General features: G+C 72.6%; 21 protein-coding genes and 1 pseudogene. 11 read left to right on the top strand and 11 right to left on the bottom strand.

What is annotated here, in order from left to right:
* Positions 1–237: 237 nt before the first annotated feature.
* From ACFY04_RS39110 to ACFY04_RS39120, 3 genes are all read right to left on the bottom strand, one after another.
* Positions 238–1,710 carry a flotillin family protein gene (locus ACFY04_RS39110; protein ID WP_389124935.1) on the bottom strand — a complete coding sequence of 491 codons (1,473 nt, stop codon included), beginning with the start codon at positions 1,708–1,710 and terminating at the stop codon, positions 238–240.
* Positions 1,711–1,837: 127 nt separating this feature from the next.
* The gene (locus tag ACFY04_RS39115) at positions 1,838–2,041 is read right to left on the bottom strand and encodes a hypothetical protein (protein WP_389125004.1); all 204 of its coding nucleotides are present in this window, start codon (positions 2,039–2,041) and stop codon (positions 1,838–1,840) included.
* An 81-nt stretch (positions 2,042–2,122) separates the two neighbouring features.
* Positions 2,123–3,046 carry a DUF3027 domain-containing protein gene (locus ACFY04_RS39120; protein WP_189735105.1) on the bottom strand — a complete coding sequence of 308 codons (924 nt, stop codon included), beginning with the start codon at positions 3,044–3,046 and terminating at the stop codon, positions 2,123–2,125.
* 327 nt (positions 3,047–3,373) lie between these two features.
* Between ACFY04_RS39120 and ACFY04_RS39125 the strand changes: the two genes are divergently transcribed.
* The 4 genes from ACFY04_RS39125 (at position 3,374) to ACFY04_RS39140 (ending at position 7,057) form a co-directional block, all read left to right on the top strand.
* Positions 3,374–4,735 carry an MFS transporter gene (locus ACFY04_RS39125; protein ID WP_389124938.1) on the top strand — a complete coding sequence of 454 codons (1,362 nt, stop codon included), beginning with the start codon at positions 3,374–3,376 and terminating at the stop codon, positions 4,733–4,735.
* Positions 4,736–4,976: 241 nt separating this feature from the next.
* A complete protein-coding gene (locus ACFY04_RS39130) occupies positions 4,977–5,468 on the top strand; it encodes a DUF2771 domain-containing protein (protein ID WP_327263093.1) in 492 nt (163 codons plus the stop codon).
* Between the two features lie 13 nt (positions 5,469–5,481).
* The gene (locus ACFY04_RS39135) at positions 5,482–6,213 is read left to right on the top strand and encodes a futalosine hydrolase (RefSeq protein WP_389124941.1); all 732 of its coding nucleotides are present in this window, start codon (positions 5,482–5,484) and stop codon (positions 6,211–6,213) included.
* The gene (locus ACFY04_RS39140; RefSeq protein WP_389124944.1) at positions 6,194–7,057 is read left to right on the top strand and encodes a 1,4-dihydroxy-6-naphthoate synthase; all 864 of its coding nucleotides are present in this window, start codon (positions 6,194–6,196) and stop codon (positions 7,055–7,057) included. The genes ACFY04_RS39135 and ACFY04_RS39140 overlap by 20 nt, the downstream gene beginning before the upstream one ends.
* Positions 7,058–7,133: 76 nt before the next feature.
* Here ACFY04_RS39140 and ACFY04_RS39145 read toward each other — a convergent pair whose 3' ends face one another.
* Positions 7,134–7,517: a cold-shock protein gene (locus ACFY04_RS39145; RefSeq protein WP_389124947.1), complete on the bottom strand. Its 384-nt coding sequence runs from the start codon at positions 7,515–7,517 to the stop codon at positions 7,134–7,136.
* 178 nt (positions 7,518–7,695) lie between these two features.
* Between ACFY04_RS39145 and ACFY04_RS39150 the strand changes: the two genes are divergently transcribed.
* Positions 7,696–7,947, top strand: a complete 252-nt coding sequence (locus ACFY04_RS39150) for a hypothetical protein (RefSeq protein ID WP_389124950.1) — start codon at positions 7,696–7,698, stop codon at positions 7,945–7,947.
* Positions 7,948–7,962: 15 nt separating this feature from the next.
* Here ACFY04_RS39150 and ACFY04_RS39155 read toward each other — a convergent pair whose 3' ends face one another.
* The gene (locus tag ACFY04_RS39155; protein ID WP_389124953.1) at positions 7,963–8,580 is read right to left on the bottom strand and encodes an HAD family hydrolase; all 618 of its coding nucleotides are present in this window, start codon (positions 8,578–8,580) and stop codon (positions 7,963–7,965) included.
* A gap of 172 nt (positions 8,581–8,752) precedes the next feature.
* On the opposite strand from ACFY04_RS39155, the gene ACFY04_RS39160 reads away from it, so the two are divergent.
* Both ACFY04_RS39160 and ACFY04_RS39165 read left to right on the top strand, forming a co-directional pair.
* On the top strand, positions 8,753–9,253 hold the full coding sequence (locus ACFY04_RS39160; RefSeq protein ID WP_389124956.1) for a SigE family RNA polymerase sigma factor: 501 nt from the start codon (positions 8,753–8,755) through the stop codon (positions 9,251–9,253).
* 9 nt (positions 9,254–9,262) lie between these two features.
* Positions 9,263–10,102 (top strand): hypothetical protein, encoded by an 840-nt coding sequence (locus ACFY04_RS39165; RefSeq protein ID WP_389124958.1) that lies wholly within the window; start codon positions 9,263–9,265, stop codon positions 10,100–10,102.
* Between the two features lie 128 nt (positions 10,103–10,230).
* On the opposite strand, the gene ACFY04_RS39170 is transcribed toward ACFY04_RS39165, so the two are convergent.
* A complete protein-coding gene (locus tag ACFY04_RS39170) occupies positions 10,231–11,235 on the bottom strand; it encodes a hypothetical protein (RefSeq protein ID WP_389124961.1) in 1,005 nt (334 codons plus the stop codon).
* An 86-nt stretch (positions 11,236–11,321) separates the two neighbouring features.
* Between ACFY04_RS39170 and ACFY04_RS39175 the strand changes: the two genes are divergently transcribed.
* Complete coding sequence (locus tag ACFY04_RS39175; RefSeq protein ID WP_389124964.1) at positions 11,322–13,808, top strand: helicase-associated domain-containing protein; 2,487 nt, start codon at positions 11,322–11,324, stop codon at positions 13,806–13,808.
* Positions 13,809–13,919: 111 nt separating this feature from the next.
* Positions 13,920–14,516, top strand: coding sequence for a DUF4291 domain-containing protein (locus tag ACFY04_RS39180; protein WP_389124967.1), 597 nt, complete (start codon positions 13,920–13,922; stop codon positions 14,514–14,516).
* Positions 14,517–14,612: 96 nt separating this feature from the next.
* Here the strand turns inward: ACFY04_RS39180 and tnpA are convergent.
* Positions 14,613–15,005, bottom strand: a pseudogene (gene tnpA / locus ACFY04_RS39185) (IS200/IS605 family transposase); the annotation flags it as partial.
* 54 nt (positions 15,006–15,059) lie between these two features.
* On the opposite strand from tnpA, the gene ACFY04_RS39190 reads away from it, so the two are divergent.
* A complete protein-coding gene (locus tag ACFY04_RS39190; RefSeq protein ID WP_389124969.1) occupies positions 15,060–16,217 on the top strand; it encodes an RNA-guided endonuclease InsQ/TnpB family protein in 1,158 nt (385 codons plus the stop codon).
* Positions 16,218–16,289: 72 nt separating this feature from the next.
* Here the strand turns inward: ACFY04_RS39190 and ACFY04_RS39195 are convergent, their stop codons facing one another.
* Positions 16,290–16,835: a DoxX family membrane protein gene (locus tag ACFY04_RS39195; protein WP_389125007.1), complete on the bottom strand. Its 546-nt coding sequence runs from the start codon at positions 16,833–16,835 to the stop codon at positions 16,290–16,292.
* Positions 16,836–17,120: 285 nt separating this feature from the next.
* Between ACFY04_RS39195 and ACFY04_RS39200 the strand changes: the two genes are divergently transcribed.
* Positions 17,121–17,423, top strand: a complete 303-nt coding sequence (locus ACFY04_RS39200; RefSeq protein ID WP_389124971.1) for a hypothetical protein — start codon at positions 17,121–17,123, stop codon at positions 17,421–17,423.
* 368 nt (positions 17,424–17,791) lie between these two features.
* Here the strand turns inward: ACFY04_RS39200 and ACFY04_RS39205 are convergent, their stop codons facing one another.
* From ACFY04_RS39205 to ACFY04_RS39215, 3 genes are all read right to left on the bottom strand, one after another.
* Positions 17,792–18,079 carry a transposase gene (locus ACFY04_RS39205; protein ID WP_389124973.1) on the bottom strand — a complete coding sequence of 96 codons (288 nt, stop codon included), beginning with the start codon at positions 18,077–18,079 and terminating at the stop codon, positions 17,792–17,794.
* 127 nt (positions 18,080–18,206) lie between these two features.
* Positions 18,207–18,377 carry a hypothetical protein gene (locus tag ACFY04_RS39210; protein ID WP_389125010.1) on the bottom strand — a complete coding sequence of 57 codons (171 nt, stop codon included), beginning with the start codon at positions 18,375–18,377 and terminating at the stop codon, positions 18,207–18,209.
* A gap of 381 nt (positions 18,378–18,758) precedes the next feature.
* A complete protein-coding gene (locus ACFY04_RS39215; RefSeq protein ID WP_389124976.1) occupies positions 18,759–19,385 on the bottom strand; it encodes a LuxR C-terminal-related transcriptional regulator in 627 nt (208 codons plus the stop codon).
* Between the last annotated feature and the right edge of the window lie 150 nt (positions 19,386–19,535).

Consider the following 19,535-nt stretch of genomic DNA (forward strand, 5'->3'; position numbering starts at 1 on the left):
CCCAGCCGCGCGTCCACCACCTCCACGTCCCGCAGCGAGGCCCCCGACAGGTCCGGGGCCCCCCCCCCGCCCCCCCCCCCCCCCCCCCCCCCCCCCCCCCCCCCCCCCCCCGCGGGCGCCCCCCCCCCCCCCCGGCCCCGGGCCCGACCGTGAAACGACGAAGGGGCTGGATGGGCTTGGAGGGGCTGGGGTGGGCCGGAAGGGGTGAAGTGCCCGGCAGCGACCCCCGGCCTTCGGCTACTCCTCGCGGATCGGGATGCGGCCGTTCACCGGCGGGGAGGCCGGGGAGGCCGGGGACGGAGTGCCCGACGGCGGGGTCTGGCCCATCGAGGCCAGGAGTTGGCGGGCCACGCCCAGGCCCGTGCCGCCCATCGTCAGCGCCTTCGCGAACATCTCCGACATGCCCTCGGCCCCGTTCAGCAGGACCATGTGCTCCACGTTCCCGAAGGCCCCCGCGCCCGCCTCCACGATCGCCGGCCAGTTCTCGGCCAGCTGCTGCGCGACGACCGCCTCCTGGTTCTCCGCCAGCGCGGCGGCCCGTGCCTTGATCGCTTCCGCCTCGGCCAGACCGCGGGCCTTCGCCGACTCCGCCTCCGCGAGGCCCCGCGCCTGCGTGGCCGCGGCCTCCGCCTCACCGGTCGCCCGCGTGGCCTTCGCCGACGCGATGCCCCGCGCCTCCACGGCCTGCGCGTCGGCGGTCGCCGCCGTCGTCACCCGCGTCGCCTCGGCGGCCGCCGCGAGCTCCGTCTCCTGTGCCTTCGCCTGCGCCGCCGAGATCTGGGCGTCGCGCTCGGCCTCCGCCCGGGTGCGGGTCTCGTACGCCGCCGCGTCCGCGGGCTTGCGTACGTCCGCCTGCAGCTGCTGCTCGCGGCGGTGCGCCTCCAGCTCCGCGACCCGGGTCTCCTGGACGACGACCTCCTGGCGGGCGGCCGCCTCCGACAGCGGGCCCGCCTGACGGGCCGTCGCCGCCGCCTTGTCCCGTTCGGCCTGGTAGCCGGCCTGCAGGATCTCGCTGTCCCGCGTCGCCTCGGCCATCCGGGCGAAGGCGGCCTGCTCGGCCTCCGTGGCCAGCCGGTTCGCCTCGGCCTGCGCGATCCGCGCGTCCCGCTGCACGGCCGCCGCGTGCGGCATCGCCAGGTTCTTGATGTAGCCGGTCGGGTCCTCGATCTCGTGGATCTGCAGCGAGTCGACGATCAGGCCGAGCTTCTCCATCTCGGTACCGCACGCCATCCGGGTCTGGCCCGTCAGCTTCTCCCGGTCACGGATCATGTCCTCGACCGTCAACCCGCCCACGATGGAGCGCAGATGGCCGGCGAAGACGATGTGCACGCGCTCGGGCATCATCTTCTGCTGGTCCAGGAAACGGCGGGCCGCGTTGGCGATCGACACGAGGTCGTCGCCGACCTTGAAGATGACGACGCCCTTCACCCGCAGCGGGATGCCCTGGTGGGTGACGCAGTCCACGGACAGCTGTGTCTCGTTGAGGTCCAGGGACAGTTTCCGTACCGCCTGCACGCCCGGGAGTACGAGCGTCCCCCGCCCGGTGACGATGCGGAACCCCATGCCCTGCCCGAGGCCCTCGGTCTTGTGCGTGGAGCCGGAGATGACGAGTGCCTCGTTCGGTTCGGCCACCCGCCACATGAGCTTGAACAGGCCGATCAGAGCCACGATTGCGGCGAGAACGATTCCCGCCACGACGCCGATAGCCATCGGCAACGCCCCCTTAGCGCGATGCCGTTCGGCACCGACGAGGCCGAGTCTGCGCCTGCCGCGGCCCCGCCGGAAGATGCGGGCCGCGTCTTGTCGCCATCCTGATACGTACAGGTGGGACGGGGCGTCAGTTGTCGTAGGCGGCCATCACGTACACCGTGCGCGGCGGCAGGTACTCGACCACCGTCACCACCGTCCCGACGGCGATGCGGCCGGTCCCCGCGACCGGATGGGCGAGGAAGTGCTCCGCCCCGCCCCGGATCCGTACGATGACCTCGCCCACCAGCCCCGGCCCGACCGTCCCGGTCACCCGGCCGGTCAGTCCCACCATGTCCATGTCCGTGTCCGCGCCCGTGTCCCCCATGGGGCGAGGGTACGCCGCACGGCCACCGGAAGGGGCCTGCCGGGCGGGCTACGAGTGGCCGAGGTCCGCGGCCGGCAGGTCCGACTCCGAGACCGGGACCGATCCGGTGTCGGGGGCCGGCCGCAGGGTGAACTCGTCCGAGGCCATCGAGTCGAGCACCGGCGGGGCCGGGCGCAGCGGCGCCGGCATGACCGCGGCCTCCGAGTGGCCGCCGCAGCCGTAGGACAGCGACACCAGACGGCCGTCGGCCGGGCTGAACTCGTTCGCGCAGACGCCGAAGGCCTGGCCGAGCGAGCCGCCGATGGCGACCAGGAAGCCGCAGGAGACGCAGGACGCGGGCGCGGCCTGCGCCATCGGGGTCTTGGCGCCGAAGGACTCGTCCCAGCGGTCGGCGGCGGTGTGCAGCCCGTACCGCGAGAGCACGCGCGCCCGGCGCATGCCCAGTTCCTCGGCGACCGAGGTGATGGAGCCGCGTACGGGGACCACCGCGCGGTCGGTGACGTCGGCGTCCTCGGCCTCGACCAGTTCGGCCATCTCGGTGGAGACCACCGAGTTCGGCGGCGGGGTGTCCTCGCCCGACCAGCCCGGCTCCAGGCGCAGGTCCTCGGCGTCGGTGGGCAGCAGGTCGCCGGGGCCCATGTCGCCGGGGCGCAGCCGCTCGCTCCACGGCACCCACTCGGGGGCCAGTAGCGCGTCGTCGCCGGGCAGCAGCACCGTTTCGTCGAGGGTGACGTTCTTCGCGCGGGAGGCGCGGGTCACGGTGACGGCCCAGCGCCAGCCGCGGTAGCCCGGTTCCTTGGACTCGAAGAAGTGGGTGACGACGCGGTCGCCCTCCGCCACGGCGGAGACGTGCGCGCCCACCACTCCGGGGAAGGCGGCCTCCTCGGCCGCCGCGCGGGCGAGTTCTACCGCCTCGACGCACAGGCGGTCGGGGGTACGCGGGGTACGGCTTCGCGTCGTCGCAGCACTCACTGGTCTCGTTCTCTCCTACGCCGTCTCACGTGTGCGCCGTCCGTACTGTCGTCCACAACGACCCGTCGGTGCTGTCCGTACGTGGCACGGGCGGAGCGGACCAGAGGGCCGCGTCGACGTCCGCACCCGATCGGACTCCGGGCGCACCTCACTGCAACCCATTCTGCGGGATCACGAAGAGGCGCGCGGCCAGGAGCAACCGCCGGTGGCGCGCTACGCACGCTACCTCCTCTTAAGCCTCGGGCACACATGCAAGGTCCGATTCGCGGACAAGCCACCGACCGGGCGACGCGCCGGGAGGCGCCCGGCAGGGCCGGGTGGGGCACTATGTCGAGTGTGGCACCCGTACGGTCGTCCGACGACGGCTCGGGACCGGCCAGGCGGGCCGGCCGGGCTGTCGGGCGTGCGCTGCACCTTCCGGCGCGGGGGATCCGGCGGGCCACGCACGCGCACGGGGCCGGTGAATCGGGCCTCGGCAAGCTGATCGAGCTGCACGCCATCAACGGCGCCGGCGACATGCTGATCACGGTGGCGCTGGCCTCAACGGTGTTCTTCTCCGTTCCCACGGACGAGGCACGGGGCCGGGTGGCCCTGTACCTCGGCATCACGATGGCCCCCTTCACCGTGCTGGCCCCGGTGATCGGCCCGCTCCTGGACCGGCTGCCGCACGGCCGCCGGGCTTCGATGGCGGCCGCGATGCTGGCGCGCGCGCTGCTGGCACTGCTGATGTCGGGCGCGGTGGCCACGGGGGGCATTCAGCTGTATCCGGCGGCGCTGGGCGTGCTGGTGGCGTCGAAGTCGTACGGGGTGGTGCGCAGCGCGGTCGTGCCCCGGCTGCTGCCGCCGAAATTCTCACTCGTCAAGGCGAACTCGCGGGTCACACTGGCCGGTCTGCTGGCCACGGGCGTGGCGGCGCCGGTGGGTGCCGCCCTGCATCTGATCGGGCCGCCGTGGCCGCTGTACGGGGCCTGCGCGATCTTCGTGTGGGGCACCGTCGCGGCGTTCACGCTGCCGCACAAGGTGGACGAGGCCAAGGGCGAGCGCCGGGCGCGCCTGTCCACGCACGAGGCGCACTCGAAGCGGCCGGGCCTCAGGACGGTCAGCCGGTCGGTGCTGTGCGGGCTGCTGGCGAACGCCTCGATGCGTGCGCTGTCCGGGTTCCTGATCTTCTTCCTGGCGTTCCTGCTGCGTGAGCATCCCCTGGGCGGGCAGAGCGCGGCGGTGTCGCTGGGCATCGTGGGCGTCTCGGCGGGCGTGGGCAACGCCTGCGGCACGGCGGCGGGCGCGTGGCTGCGGGCGCGGGCGCCGGAGGCGATCATCGCGGCGGTGCTGTGCCTGACCCTGGGCGTGGCGGTGCTCGCGGCGGTGTTCTTCAGCGGGCTGTTCATGGCCGTGCTGGGCGCGACGGCGGGCTTCTGCCAGGCGCTGGCGAAGCTGTCGCTGGACGCGATGATCCAGCGGGACGTGCCGGAGTCGGTGCGGACCTCGGCCTTCGCCCGTTCGGAGACGCTGCTCCAGGTGGCGTGGGTCCTGGGCGGCGCGATCGGCATCGTGCTGCCGCTGAACGGCGTACTGGGGATGTCGGTGGCCGCGGCGATCGTGGCCCTGGGCACGACGATGGCGCTGCGCGGCGTCCTCTCGGCCCCCCGCCCCCACCACCCGGGCACCACCCGCCCCCGCGTGGCGTAACACTTCAGCCCCGCCGGCCAACCCAGCGCCGCCGGCGTTTGAGGCGCACCCACCCAGCCCGGCCGGCCAATCCAGCCCCGCCGGCGTTTGAGGCGCGGGGTCTGGGGCGGAGCCCCAGGAAGCCCGGGCGGAGCCCGGGGCCGCTCGCGCGGCGGCGCCGCACCGGCAGAACCGCGCCGCGCCGCAGGCCACCGGTACCCCGTGCGGCGGCGCAGCCCACCGGCCCGATAGCCTTCGGCTCATGACCGCACCGCTTTTCTCGGGTAGGGCCCGCCGCAGCGTCGCGGCCCTCGGAGCCGTGTCCGCCGGCCTCCTCCTCCTCTCCGCCTGCGGCGAGAAGCCGACACCGCTGGCGACCGTGACGGTCGGCACCTCGTCGGTGTCCGCCGAAGCCTCCTGCCACAACGACGGCAAGGAGCTCTCCATGGACCAGGTCCAGGAGTGCCTCACCAACCTCAAGAACCCCAAGACCGTCGAGTACGCCCGCGGTGACACGCTGCGTCTCGGTGTCGAGCCGGAGATCGTCGAGGACGGCAGGCGCTGGTCGGCGGTCCTGGACGGCCAGCCGATCACCGAGCCCTCCTCGAACACCTACCGCAGCTTCCCGGGTGCCGACGTCTTCGCGACCGGCGGCCAGGGCGAGGCCCCTTCCTCGAAGAAGCTCGCGTTCCTGCAGATCGCCGAGGACGGCAAGCCGCTCGCCGTCTGGTCCTTCAACCTCAAGCTCAAGTAACCGGGCGGCAGCGGTGCGCGCGCTCGTCGTGACCGCGGTGGCGGCGGAGGCAGACTCCGTCACCACCGGGCTGACCCCTCATCCCGACGCCTTCGGTCCCGGCCCGCGCACGCTCCCCGGCGGTTACCTCATCAACCGCCGGGACCTTCCGGGCATCGCCTTCGACGTGCTCGTCGGGGGCGTCGGTCCGGCGGCGGCCGCCGCCGGGACCGCCACCGCCCTGGCCCTCGCCGACTACTCGCTCGTCGTCTCCGCCGGCATCGGCGGCGGGTTCGCGCCCGCCGCCCCGCTCGGTTCCCTCGTGGTCGCCGACGCGATCGTCGCCGCCGACCTGGGGGCCGAGACCCCCGACGGCTTCCTCGGCGTGACGGAGCTCGGCTTCGGGCACAGTGTGCACCTGCCGCCCGCCGAGCTCGCCGCCCGCGCCGCCGAAGCGACCGGGGCGCTGCTCGCGCCCGTGCTGACCGTCTCCACCGTGACCGGGACCGCCGCCCGGGCCGCCGCGCTCGCCGCCCGGCACCCGATGGCCGGGGCCGAGGCCATGGAGGGTTTCGGGGTCGCGGAGGCGGCCACCGCGCACGGGCTGCCCGTACTGGAGATCCGCGCCGTGTCCAACGCCGTGGGCCCTCGTGACCGTGCCGCCTGGCGGATCGGGGACGCGCTCGCCGCGCTCGCCGACGGCTTCCGCGTGCTGGGGCCCGTACTCGCGAACTGGGGAGAACGCCATGAGCACCCGCACCGGTGAACCGCTGAAGATCGCCTATTCGCCCTGCCCGAACGACACCTTCGTCTTCGACGCGTGGGCCCACGGCCGGGTACCGGGCGCGCCCGCCCTCGACGTCACCTTCGCGGACATCGACCTCACCAACGGCATGGCCGAGCGGGGCGAGCTGGACGTGCTGAAGGTGTCGTACGCCGTGCTGCCGTGGGTGCTGGAGGAGTACGCGCTGCTGCCGTGCGGCGGGGCGCTGGGGCGCGGCTGCGGCCCGCTGGTGCTGACCCGCGAGCCGGGGCTCGACCTGGCCGGGCGGACGGTGGCCGTGCCGAGCGAACGCTCCACCGCCTACCTGCTGTTCCGGCTGTGGGCCGCGGACGTGCTGCCGGAGGGCGTCGGCAAGGTCGTCGTCCTGCCGTTCCACGAGATCATGCCGGCGGTCCGGGACGGCCGGGTGGACGCCGGGCTGGTGATCCACGAGGCCCGGTTCACCTATCAGGACTACGGGTTGCACTGCCTCGCCGACATGGGTGAGCACTGGGAGTCCACGACCGGCCTGCCGATCCCGCTCGGTGCGATCATCGCCCGGCGCTCGCTGGGCGCGGAGCGGCTGCGCGCGCTGGCCGAGTCGGCCCGTACGTCGGTCCGGATGGCCTGGGACGACCCGGAGGCCTCCCGCCCGTACGTCCGCGCGCACGCCCAGGAGCTGGACCCGGCCGTCGCCGACCAGCACATCGGTCTCTACGTCAACGAGTTCACCGCCGACCTCGGCGACTCCGGCTACGCGGCGGTGCGCGGACTGCTGACGCGGGCGGCGGCCGAGGGGCTGGTACCGGCCATCCCGCCCGGCTCGCTGGACTTCCCGCAGGACTGATCGCCCCGCACACACGGCTGCGCCCCGCCGCTCTTTCGAGTGGCGGGGCGCAGTCGTACGCGTGACGGTGCGGGGCTCAGACGTCGAGCTGGTCGGCCACCGCGCGCAGCAGTCCGGCGATCTTCGTGCCGTGCAGCTTGTCGGGGTAGCGGCCGCGCTCCAGCATCGGGGTGATGTTCTCCAGCAGGGTCGTGAGGTCCTGCACGATCGAGGCGAGCTCGTCGGGCTTGCGCCGCTGCGCCGCCGCGACGGAGGGTGCCGGGTCCAGTACCGTCACCGAAAGTGCCTGGTCACCGCGCTGACCCGCGACGACACCGAACTCCACGCGCTGGCCGGGCTTGAGAGCGTCCACCCCGGCAGGGAGCACCGACGAGTGGACGAAGACGTCGCCGCCGTCGTCGCGGGAGAGAAAGCCGAAGCCCTTCTCACTGTTGAACCACTTGACCTTGCCGGTAGGCACGTCCGTCCTCTGTCCTTGTGCTCGTCGGGGGTCCGAAGTGCCGTGAACGGCTCCGGACAACAGCGCAGCGGGCCATGTGTGACCCGCCGCCTCAAGGCTAATGGTCGGGGGCCGGGTGACAAGACGTTCCCCGGTCCTTCACGGTCGGCTGCTTCGGCCAGGGAACTACCCTGGTGAGGTGACTGTTACTCCTCATTCCGACGAAGCGCGGCCCGGCGACGGACTCGTCAAGGCCGGCGGCATCGTGTTCATCGCCGGGGCCGTGGCCACACTGGCGACCGTGGCTCCGCTCTTCCTCGACATCGACCCGTTCCCGCCGTACGCGTGGGCGGTCTGCATGCTCATGGGCGTCGGCTTCGCCATCTCCGCGGCGGGCGTGCTCCGCTCGGCCGCGGCGCAGCGCCGGGCCGCCCGGGCCTCGCAGGCGTAGCCGCCCGGGAAGTCCTCAGACGGGCTGCGCGGCGACGTACTGGGCGAGCCACTGCGGCAGCGCGGTGAGGTCGGGCAGCACCACGTCCGCGCCCGCCTCGCGCAGTTCCTCCTCCGGGCACGGGCCCGTCGGCACCACCACGGACAGCGCGCCGGCCGTACGGGCCCCGCGTACGTCGCCGACGTGGTCGCCGACGTAGACCTGCGCCCCGTACTCGCGCAGCGCACCGGCCTTGGCCTCCGCCCAGAGCCAGCCGATGACCGCGTCGGCCTCGATGCCGAGGTGCGACAGGTGCAGGCGGGCGTTGGGCTCGTGCTTGGCCGTGACGACGATCGCGCGGCCGCCCAGTGCCTGGACGGCCTCGATCGCCTCGCGGGCGCCCGGCATGGCCGGGGTCGGCCCGATGGCGTACGTGGGGTAGATCTCGCGGTAGCGCTCGGTCATGGCCGGGATCTCGGCCTCCGGGAACCAGTGCGCGAGCTCCTCCTCCAGCGGCGGACCCAGCCGGGTGACCGCCTCGTCGGCGTCGATGAAGGTTCCCGTCTCGGCCGAGAGGGCCTGGTAGGCGGCCTTGATTCCCGGGCGCGAGTCGATGAGGGTCATGTCGAGGTCGAAGCCGACGGTGAGGTTCATACCCTCCATTGTGCCGAGGCGGCCGTACGGGAGATCGACTGCGGGCCTACAACAGGGGAACGCACGCCGAGGGCTCGGCCCTGCCCGGTGAAAAAACTTCGGATCCGTGTTCAACCTTTTCCGTGCGACAGCGCTCAGGACCGGGTGAGACACGATGTGAAGGGGAGGGCGGATGCCACCAGGCACCGAGCAGGACTTCGAGGCCTTTGCCCGGGCCGGTCAGCGCAAGCTGTACCGGACCGCGTACCTGCTGTGCGGGAACGCCGACGGCGCACGCGATCTGACGCAGACGACGCTCGCGAAGCTGTTCCAGCACTGGCGGCGGGTGTCCGCCGCCGACCATCCCGAGGCCTACGCCAGAACCGTACTGACCCGCACCTTCCTCGCCGAGCGACGACGGCGGCTGCGCGACCTCCTCGCCCACCGGCACGCCGCTCCGGCCCCCCTGCCCGAGCACGCCGAGCTGCGCGTCACCCTGCTCGCCGCGCTGGCCGAACTCCCGCCGCGGGCCCGGGCCATGGTCGTCCTGCGCTACTGGGAGGACCTGAGCGTCGAGACCGTCGCCGAACTGCTGCGCTGCAGCGAGGGCACGGTCAAGAGCCAGTGCTCGCGCGCCTTGGCGAAGCTGCGCGCCCGGCTGGGCGAGGCCCACATCTACGCCACCGAGAGCTGAGGAGACGCCATGGGTACCAACGAAGACCACACGGACGACCGGGCCGCAGCCATGCTCGTCCGGGACGCGATGGACCGTGCGACGGCGGAACTGCCCGCCACGGCGGATCTGGTGGGCCCGGCCCGTGCCCAGGGCCTGCGCCGCAAGGCGCGCGTCCGGGCGGCGATCGGCGGTGCGGTACTGGCCGTGGCCGGGCTCGGCCTGGCCGGAGCCCTCGTCCTGCCGGACGGCGGCCAGGAAACGACCCGGAGCTCCGGGGTGACCGGGGTGGCCCCGTCGCCGACGGACACCACCGGCCCGGTGCCGCCGGTCCACATCGAACCGACGCCGGGCCAATCGTCGATGGCCGATCTGCCGCCCGCCGAACGGGCCCGGCAGGAGAACTTCCAGAACCAGGCCGTCGGCGTGCTCCAGCAGCTGCTGCCCAAGACGGTGGGCACCGTGCAGCGGACCGACCTCTCCGTGCGCATGTACCACGCCACCAAGGACGGCAAGACGTTCGTCGTCATCTTCTCGGTACGGCCGTCGGAGCCCGGCACCACGCAGAAACCCTGCGTCGAGGTGAGGGGCATGACCTGCAAGAAGACCACTCTGCCCGGCGGCATCGCGGCCAATGCGATGACCCTTCCGATGGACTCCGCGACGACCACCGGGGCGGAGCTCACCTTCCGCTACGGCCAGAGTGACGTCCGGCTGTCCGTCAACCCGCACACCGCCTCGAACACCTCGGCGCCCGTCACCAACGACCAGCTCCTGGAGCTCGCCCAGTCCCCCGCCTTCCTCGACCTGGTCAAGACGGCCGACGCCAACCCGATGGAGAAGATGCAGCGCACGATCGTAGGCGGCTGACCGACCAACTCCAGCCCCGCCGGCGACTGAGGCGCGGGGCTCGGGGCGGAGCCCCGGTCTTTCAGCCTCGCCGGCGATTGAGGCGCGGGGTCCGGGGCGGAGCCCCGGCAGCGGCGCCGCGCCCCCGGCTACCGCCGCCGCGCCCGCCACACCAGGTACAGCACGGAGGCCAGCGCAGCGCCCCGCAGGACCCACGGCCACATCCCGTGCAGCGCCCCGCTCAGCTGGTCGTCGGGCAGGGTCTCCCCCCACTTGCCGTTCATCCGGCCCCACACCCACAGCACCGCCCCCGCGAGCACCGCGCCGGGCGGGCCGAAGACCACCCATTTCCGCTCGGCCGGCCCCAGCACGCGCGAGGCGAACGGAAGGAGCCAGCCGACCACGAGGAGCAGCCAGTAGCCGGTGACCACGCCGACGACGAGGACGGCCGCCGCCAGCAGCAGGAGGGCGTTCGGCCGCGGGCGGGCTGCCGGGGCCGCCGGGGCTTCCGGCCCGGCGGCCCCGGCCGCCGCGTCCTTCTTCGCGCGCCGCCGCTCGCGCAGGAACCGTACGAGGCTCCGCGCGCGCCCCTCGTCCTCCCCGGGCGGAGCCGGCGCCGCCTCCCCCTCCCGCGGCTCGTCCTGCGGCCCTTCCTTGAACAGGTCCGGGATCTCGATGCCGCCCGCGAAGCCGTCGACCTGCGGGCCCGCCCCGTACGCCGCCGGGCTCACCCGCCACCAGTCGGGCTCGGCCCCGCCGGACGGGCCGAGCTCGTCCAGCCCGGCCAGGTGCGGCGGCACGTTCTCGGGCTCCGCCGCCGGACGGGCCGGGGCCGCCTTCCGGCTGCGCAGGCGGCCCGGTCCCCGCTGGACGGGGACCGACAGACCGGCGTCGACGGGGGCCGCGGGGGCGGGGGCCGCGCCCTGCCGGGAGCCGAGGGTGTCCAGGACCTCCTCGGGCGTGCCGATCCGCTCCAGGATGCGCCGTACGGCGGCCGGGGTGTCCGGGTCGTACTTGGCGCGCCGACGGTCGATCTCGTCCCGCAGCCCCGACACCAGCCGCATCCGGTCACCGGAGGACAGCTGCCGCTGTTGCGCCAAGTCCCCGACGCGGCTCAGATATTCGTAGACCAGATGGTCGCTTTCGATCCCCACGCCCAGGCTCCTCCCTTACCCCCTGTCCCGAAGGTAGCGCGTGCGCCCGTGGAGCTGCTGCGGGCGCAGCGGATACCGTTGGCCGGATGGGGACCGGCCGACTGACCGGCCGACGCGACCAGGAGGCGACTGTGCCCGAGGCAAGCACTGCGGCGGGATCCGCCGGCGGGAGCCCGGCGGGAAGCTCCCCGCGTTCACTCGCCGAGGCGCTGCGCGCCCGTGACGACGGGGCGCTCGCGGCCCTGTTGCGCGCCCGCCCGGACCTGCTCGGTCCGGTGCCCGGCGATGTGACGCAGCTGGCCACCCGGGCCGGGACCCGGGCCTCGGTGGTGCGCGCCCTGGACCACCTGGACCGGTTCGCCCTGCAGACCGCCGAGGCCCTCGCGGTGGGCCCGGAGCCGTGCCCGTACGCGGTGCTGGAGGGGCTGCTGACGGGCGGCGAGGACGAACGGGCCCGCGCCGCGCTCCCCGACGTTTTGGCCACCCTGCGCGATCAGGCCCTGGTGTGGGGCGACGAGGACCGGCTGCGGCTGGTCCGCACGGCGCGCGAGCTGCTCGCCCCCTCGGCCTCCCGTCCCTCCCCCACCGGGCTGGGTCCGACCGTCGCCGAGGCCACGGCCGGGATGTCGCCGACCCGGGTGCAGGAGATCGTGGCGGCCGTCGGGCTGCCCGCCACCCACGACCCGGTGTCCGCGGTGACCGCGCTGACCGGGCTGTTCACCGATCCGGAGCGGATGTCGGCGCTGCTGGACGAGGCTCCGGCGGAGGCGCACCAGGTACTGGGGCGGCTCGTGTGGGGGCCGCCGTACGGGGAGGTCACGCCGAATCCGACGCCGCCGGTGCGCTGGCTGCGCGACCGGGGGCTGCTGCTGCCCGCGACGGCGCGGACCGTCGTGCTGCCCCGCGAGGTGGCGCTGCACCTGCGCGGCGGGCTCGCGCACCGGGACACCGCGCCGGTGGCTCCGCCGGTGCCCGCGCACCGCGAGCACCGTCCACAGCTTGTGGACGCGAACGCCGCCGGACAGGCGCTGGCCGCGCTGGCCACCGTCGAGGAGCTGGTGAAGTCCTGGGAGCACGCCGGTCCGCCGGTGCTGCGGGCGGGCGGGCTCTCCGTACGGGACCTGAAGCGGGCCGCGGCCCTGCTGGACACGACCGAGCAGCAGGCGGCCTTCTGGGCCGAACTGGCCTATGCGGCCGGTCTGCTGGCCAGCGACGGGGAGGCGGACGAGCGGTACGCGCCCACCCCGGCCTTCGACGACTGGGTCGAACTGCCGCCCGCCGAGCGCTGGTCGCACCTCGCGGCGGCCTGGCTGCCGGCCACCCGCACGGCCCCGCTGGTCGGCGAGCAGGACACCAAGGGACGCACGCTCTCCGCGCTCGGCCCCGAACTCGACCGCTCCGCCGCCCCCGAGGTGCGCCGGCGCGTGCTGGAGCTTCTCGGCGACCTGCCCGAGGGCGGGGCGCCCGACCCGGAGACCCTGTTGGCGCGGCTCGCCTGGGAGCGTCCCGTACGCGGGGCGAGCGACCTGCGGGCCCGCCTCGCGCGCTGGGTGCTCGCCGAGGCGGAGGTCCTCGGGGTGACCGGCCGGGGCGCCCTGTCCGGGCCCGGCCGGGCCCTGCTGGAGCACCGCGACCCGGCGCCGCTGCTGGCCCCGCTGCTGCCGGAGCCGGTCGACCACGTGCTGCTGCAGGCCGACCTGACGGCGGTGGCCCCGGGCCCGCTGCGCCGCCCGCTGAGCGACACCCTCGCCGTGCTCGCGGACGTGGAGTCCAAGGGCGGGGCGACGGTGTACCGGTTCACGCCCGGCTCGGTGCGCCGGGCCCTGGACGCCGGTCATGCCGCCGCGGACCTGCACGCCTTCCTCAAGGAGCACAGCCGCACACCGGTGCCGCAGCCGCTGGCCTACCTGATCGACGACGTGGCCCGCCGGCACGGACACCTGCGGGTCGGCGCGGCCTCCTCGTACCTGCGCTGCGACGACGACGCGATGCTGGGCGAGATCCTGGCCGACAAGCGCTCGGCCGGGCTGGGGCTGCGCCGCCTCGCGCCGACGGTCCTGGCGGCGCAGGCGGATCCGACCGTCCTGCTGGAGGGCTTGCGGGCGATGGGTTACGCGCCGGCCGCGGAGTCCCGTACCGGCGACGTGCTGGTGGCGCGGGCCGACGCCCACCGCACCCCGGCCCGCTCGGCGCCCGTACCGGTGCCGGAGGGTCCGCCGGTGCCGGACGCGACGCTGCTGGCGGCGGCCGTACGGGCGATCCGCGCGGGCGATGTGGCGGCGACGGCGGTGCGCAAGGAGCCCGCGACGGCCTCCGCCGCCGGGGTGCCGGGCGAACTCCCGCGCACGAGCGCGGCGGAGACCCTGGCGACGGTGCAGGCGGCCGCGCTGACCGGGTCGGCGGTGTGGATCGGGTATGTGAACGCGGAGGGCGCGGCGAGCCAGCGGGTCATCGCGCCGGTGCGGGTGGAGGGCGGCTTCGTCACCGGGTACGACCACACGGCGGACGAGGTGCGGACGTACGCGCTGCACCGGATCACGGGTGTCGCGGAGCTGGCGGACGACCAGCTGTAGGGGCGGCGGCGGGGGCGGCGGTGCCGGGGCGGTGGCGGGGCGGCTCCCGGTCCGCGCCGGCCCCGCCGAAAACCGATGGTCAGCAGGGTGACGGGCCGCCATCCTGGGTCCATGTCCGACGAGCACGTCCCGAACCGCCAGATCCGCGCGGCGCACACCGACTCCACGATCACGGTGTACCAGGCCTACTCCCCCTCGCTCGGGGTGCCGGCCGCCCGCGACGGCCGCTTCCCGCCCGCCTGGAAGCGTGAGCGGATGACGTGGATCAAGCCGTCGTTCCTGTGGATGATGTACCGCTGCGGCTGGGGCACCAAGGCCGACCAGGAGACGGTGCTGGCGGTCGAGATCACCCGCGAGGGCTTCGACCGGGCGCTGCGCGACGCCTGCCTGTCCCACTACGTGCCCGGCGTGCACGAGGACCGGACGGCCTGGAAGGAATCCCTGCTCGGGGCGCCGGCGCGGGTCCAGTGGGACCCGGAGCGGGACCTGCGGCTGAATCCGCTGCCGTACCGCTCGCTCCAGCTGGGCCTGTCCGGTCCCGCGTCCCGGGCCTACGCGGACGAGTGGACGGTCGGCATCCGTGACGTGACCGGGCTGGCCCGGGAGATCCGCGGCCTGCTCGCGGCCGGGGACGAGGCGGCCGCGCGCGCCCTGCTGCCGACGGAGACCCCGTACCCCGCGGGTCCGCTGCCCCACCTGGGGGCGTAGCCGGTCGGTTCAGCATGATCTAGCGAGGAACCCCGCCCGGGCCTTGGGGCCTGGGAGGAATCGCTTCTCTGGACTGTTCTGACCTGCAGGCTGGAGCGGACGTTTTTGCTGCTCGATGTACTCCTTGATGGCGGACAGCGGTGCTCCGCCGCATGAGGCGGCGAAGGAGGAGGGTGACCAGAAGTGTGCGCCCCGCAGGCCCTTACGGATGTGCTCCGGGCACTCCTGCCGCAGCCGTCGGGCGGAGACGCCCTTGAGGGAACCGGCGAGCCGGGACAGGGCGGCCTTGGGCGGGTAGTGCACCAGGAGGTGCACATGATCGCGTTGGCCGTTGAACTCAACCGGCTCGGTCTCGAAGTCGGCGCACACATCCCGCATGACTTCTTCGCGGCGTCGAAGGATCTCGTTGGTGAACGGCCCGCGCCGGTACTCGGGTGTGAAGACCACGTGGGCTTGGAGGGTGCGGACGACCTTACGCCCCCTGCGGATGGCGGAGCTCGACTCCCGGCGCGGCAACGTAGGGCAACGGTATGATCACCAATTGTGAAGATCGTGGCGCAGGTGAAGCTGATGCCGGAGGCCGGCCAGGCCGCCGCGTTGTCGGCGACCCTGCGTACGGTCAACGAGGCCGCGTGCTGGGTGTCCGGTGTGGCGTTCGAGCGTGGTGTCCCGCGTGAGTACGAGCTGCGCAAGCACACCTACGCCGAGTTGAAGGCGCGCGGGCTGGGGGCGCAGGCCGCACAGCACGTCATCAAGAAGACCCGTGACGCCTACACCACGCTGAAGGCGAACATCCGCGCCGGGAACCTGGGCAAGCCCGGTGCGAAGCGCAGGGTCAAGGCGGAGTCGAAGCCGATCACGTTTCGCCCCGACGCGGCGCAGCCGTATGACGACCGGTGCCTGTCCTGGCAGTACGACGCCCGAACGGTGTCAGTCTGGACGACGGCCGGACGGCTCCAGCGCGTCCGCTTCGCCTGCTCCCCGGGCACGCTCAAGATGCTCCGTGAGCACCGCAGGGGCGAGTCCGACCTGATCGAACGCGACGGCGTGTTCTACCTGATCGCCGTCTGCGATGTCCCCGAGCCGGATCTGTACGAGCCGGACGGGTTCATCGGCGTCGACCTCGGCATCGTCAACATCGCCACCACCTCCACCGGTTACCGGGCTGCCGGGCGCGGCCTGAACCGGCACCGGAAGCGACAGCTCGATCTACGCAAGAAGCTCCAGGCCAAGGGCACCAAGTCCGCGAAACGTCTCCTCAGGAAGCGCTCCCGCAAGGAAGCCCGGCACGCCGCCAACGTCAACCACATCGTCTCCAAGACCATCGTCACCACCGCTGAACGCACCGGCTCGGGTATCGCCCTGGAAGACCTCACGGGCATCCGAAGCCGGGTACGGCTCCGCAAGGACCAGCGGACCTCTCTGCACTCGTGGAGCTTCCACCAGCTCGCCGCCTTCGTCGAGTACAAGGCGAAGCGGGCCGGGGTGCCGCTGGTGTACGTCGATCCGGCATACACGAGTCAGCAGTGCTCCGAGTGCGGACACATCGACCGGAAGAACCGGGTCGATCAAGCGACGTTCGCGTGCCGGTCCTGCGGGGCCCTCATGCACGCGGACGACAACGCGTCCCACAACCTCGCCCGCAAGGGCGAGACCGTGTGGACCGCGGGGCGTGAGTCACGCGTCCCTGCCACCCCATAGGTGGCCTGGACGGAGGAGCCAACCCAGCAGCCAGTTGGGCGCCACCTCCAAGCCCGGTCCTTCAGGGCCGGGTCAAGTTGACTCCCGGATGAGCAGGACGATGAACCCCGCGACGACGCCCACGAGCAGGGCGAGCAGGGCGTAGCGGGGCCGGTTCTCGCGCAGCACCGGAAGGTAGTGGTCGGCTGCGAAGCGGCCCGGCCCGGTGAGGGTGAGGGCTACGACCGCGGCGAACAGCACCACTTCGAGTTCCACGCCCTTGGGCGGGAAATAGGCGCCGAGGCCCCGGACGTCGAGGACGTTGATGAAGGTGCCGGTCAGGGCCGCTCCGGCGAGCGGGGTGAGCAGGCCGAGGGCGAGGCCGAGGCCGCCGAGGGTCTCGGAGAGACCGGCGATGACGGCCATGGCGTCGCCGGCGGGGTAGCCGGCCATCGTGAAGCCCTTGCCGGTCGCGGTGAGGCCCGGGCCGCCGAACCAGCCGAAGAGCTTCATCGTGCCGTGGCCGGCCATGCTGAGGCCGACGACGAGCCGGAGCAGCAGCAGGCCGGTGTCGTGGGTGACCGTGGTGGCGGGAGCCGAGGAGGTGCTGAGGAGCCTGCGGTCCCAGCTTGTTTGCATCATGAGGGTCCGTTCCGAGGTCGCCTGACAGCGACCGCCACCGTATGACGCCCACCCCCGAGGACCCGCCCGCAACATCGAAGGCCGCCCCATCGGCCCCTTCCGTCTACCCGTTCGGTCGTAGAACATCCGCCCGACATCGCCTCGGGTGGGGTGGACCCGCCTCGGGGACCCGGGCGTGAGTGGCTGTCGGACGGCCTGCCGCGAGGCCCGGCAGACCGGGCACCGTGGTGGCACCGGCAGATGGTCGAGGCCGCGGAATCGTCGACGGAGACCGGACGGCCCGTGAGCCCGCACACGGTGCGGCGCCGCCGCCGGCGCTACCAGAAGGGCGGGGTGCATGGCATGGTGGACGGCCGTCATGCTCCCCGCCGCCCGGTGCTGGGCCAGGTCTCGGTCTGCCGCCCGGGCGAGCTGATGGAGATCGACTCCACGCCGTTCGACGTGCTGGTGAGGCTGGACAACGGGGTGGTGGACCGGGTCGAGCCGGTCGGCATGGTCGACGTCGCCGCACGCTCGATCACCGCGGCGGTGCTGCGGCCGACCACAAAGTCGGTAGATGCCGCCTGCTGCCGGGCCGCTCGGTGACCCCGGCGCCGATGCGTCCGGGCTGGCCGGTGGCCCTGCGAATGCCAAGGAATTTACCACGCCCCGGGCGCGCATTGAAGGTGCGCTGGATCGCTCAACTGCGTTCTCTTGCAGCGGCCCGGATCTCCACCTCTTCCCGATGACCCCACCACGTGGAGTGCGTGGCGATCCTGGAGCCTGCCGAAAAGGGATCCTTACCTGCGGTTTCGTGCATGCGCTGTCCAGCCTCGGGCTTAGGGTCCGCCTTCAAATTGATCTTGCCCAGAGCAGGATTGATGCGAGTGTGACCGCTGCTTCGTAGGGAGGAGGTGGCGGCGTGCCGGTGGGCGCGGACTATGGTGGAGTCGATCTGGACCAGCCGGTCGATGTCACCGGCGGCATCCGCCCCGGGCCTGGATCCGCTGCAGGGCCCGAGTGAACACGCTGCCGATGGCAGAGCGGCGGAAGCGGGTGTAGAGCGTTTTCCACGGGCCGTAGCGTTCCGGCAGGTCACGCCAGGAGACCCCGGTTCGGATCTTGTGGACCATCCCGTTGATGACCCGGCGGTCCTCAGCCCGCGGCCGCCCCCTGCCAGCACTCGGTATCGGAGGAGCCGGCAACTCCCACTCGGCGTCGGTCAGTTCATGACGACGTATCACGACATCATGATCCAACATCGAGCGATCTTTTGAAGACGGACCCTGGTGGTCCTCGGTCGCACTACGGACAGCCGGGGAGGAAGGCCACGTCGGCCCATCCGTGGTGTCAGGAGTCGCTGTGCTCCACTCGGATCCTGCGGTCGGGTCACTTGATCAGAGTTCTCATGGACTCTTCGCCCGCCAGGATCCGCCCCGCAGGCCACGCCAGTTCATGGTGATGAGGGAGGGCAGCCGGTGCTCGATCCGGTTCGATTTCGTTCCAGGGCACGGCCTTGCCCAGTTCCTTGTCCCAGAAGTCGTGGGTGCTGACCCGCATTCACCCGCTGTCCGCCACTTCTTTCCGCTGTTCTTCAATGCCTATAGCACGCCGACAACCATCACCAAACCGGGAAGCTGCCGGTAAATCCTCGGCAAGTCCTGACTTCGCGGCATTGCATTGCGACACCCGCGGAGTGGGACCGGCGCGGGGTGAGTCGGTTGCGAGTTCGCGGCTGATTCGCTAAATAATGCTTACTATGCCCGGCATTGAAGTTCCGGATGACAATGTTCCATATGCGAGATCAGAGATCCCTGACGATGAAACATATTCTGAGATCCTCAGGTATGCAGAAACCTGAGGAGGCTTGCGCAGAGGATGCGGACACCCCCGGCATCCCGGAGTCCCGCCCCGGGGTGCCGGGGCGGGACTCCGGGATGCTCAGGCCGCGAAGCTGACCGAGGGTGCGTGCGAGTACCACAGAGCCGCCACCTGCGAGCGGTCACGGCATCGTAGTTTGCGCAGCACATTGGAGACGTGGAACTTGACCGTGCTGCGCTCGATGGTGAGCTGCTCAGCGATCTCCGAGTTGGAGAAGCCCTCGGCCACCAATCGGGCCACCCCCCGCTCCCGATCGGTGAGTCGGCTGACCTCCTCGACGGGCGGCTCGGTCGGCCGGGGGTGACTCATGCGGCCCGAGAGCAGCGTGGGGACAAGCTCGGGAGAGACCCAGCCTCGCCCGCTCAGCACCTCGCGGACCGCGGCTACATACCCGCGGTCGGGATCATCACGGCCGATGACGCCGGCTACCCGGGTGTGGGCCGACGACGGCCAGAAGGCATCGCCCTGGCCCGATACCAAGACGATGAGCCGGGTTCCCCGTTGGGCGAGCGACGGGTCGGCGTTCAGCACACCGGCCTCCACCACGACGATATCCGCCGGAGTGGACGAGTTCGCGACGGCTCCACCGTCTCCGTATCCGGAGACAACCCATCCAGGACCGACCAGCACCTCGGTCATCCGTCGTAGCAGCGCAGGAGAATCGATGACAAGAAGTATTCGTTCCATGCTTCCCCGTAATTCTGATACAGAGGACGTCAGGAAACCTGGGCGAGTCAAGCCCAGTTGCTGTCCCCCGTCCCCGAAAGCCCTTGAGCAGTGACGAGGAAACTAGCACACAAAGGTTCGGCAAAGAAGGCGAGGAGGAGGGGTCGCCGA

The sequence above is a fragment of the Streptomyces sp. NPDC001549 genome, from assembly GCF_042894025.1.
Taxonomy (GTDB): Bacteria; Actinomycetota; Actinomycetes; order Streptomycetales; family Streptomycetaceae; genus Streptomyces; species Streptomyces kutzneri.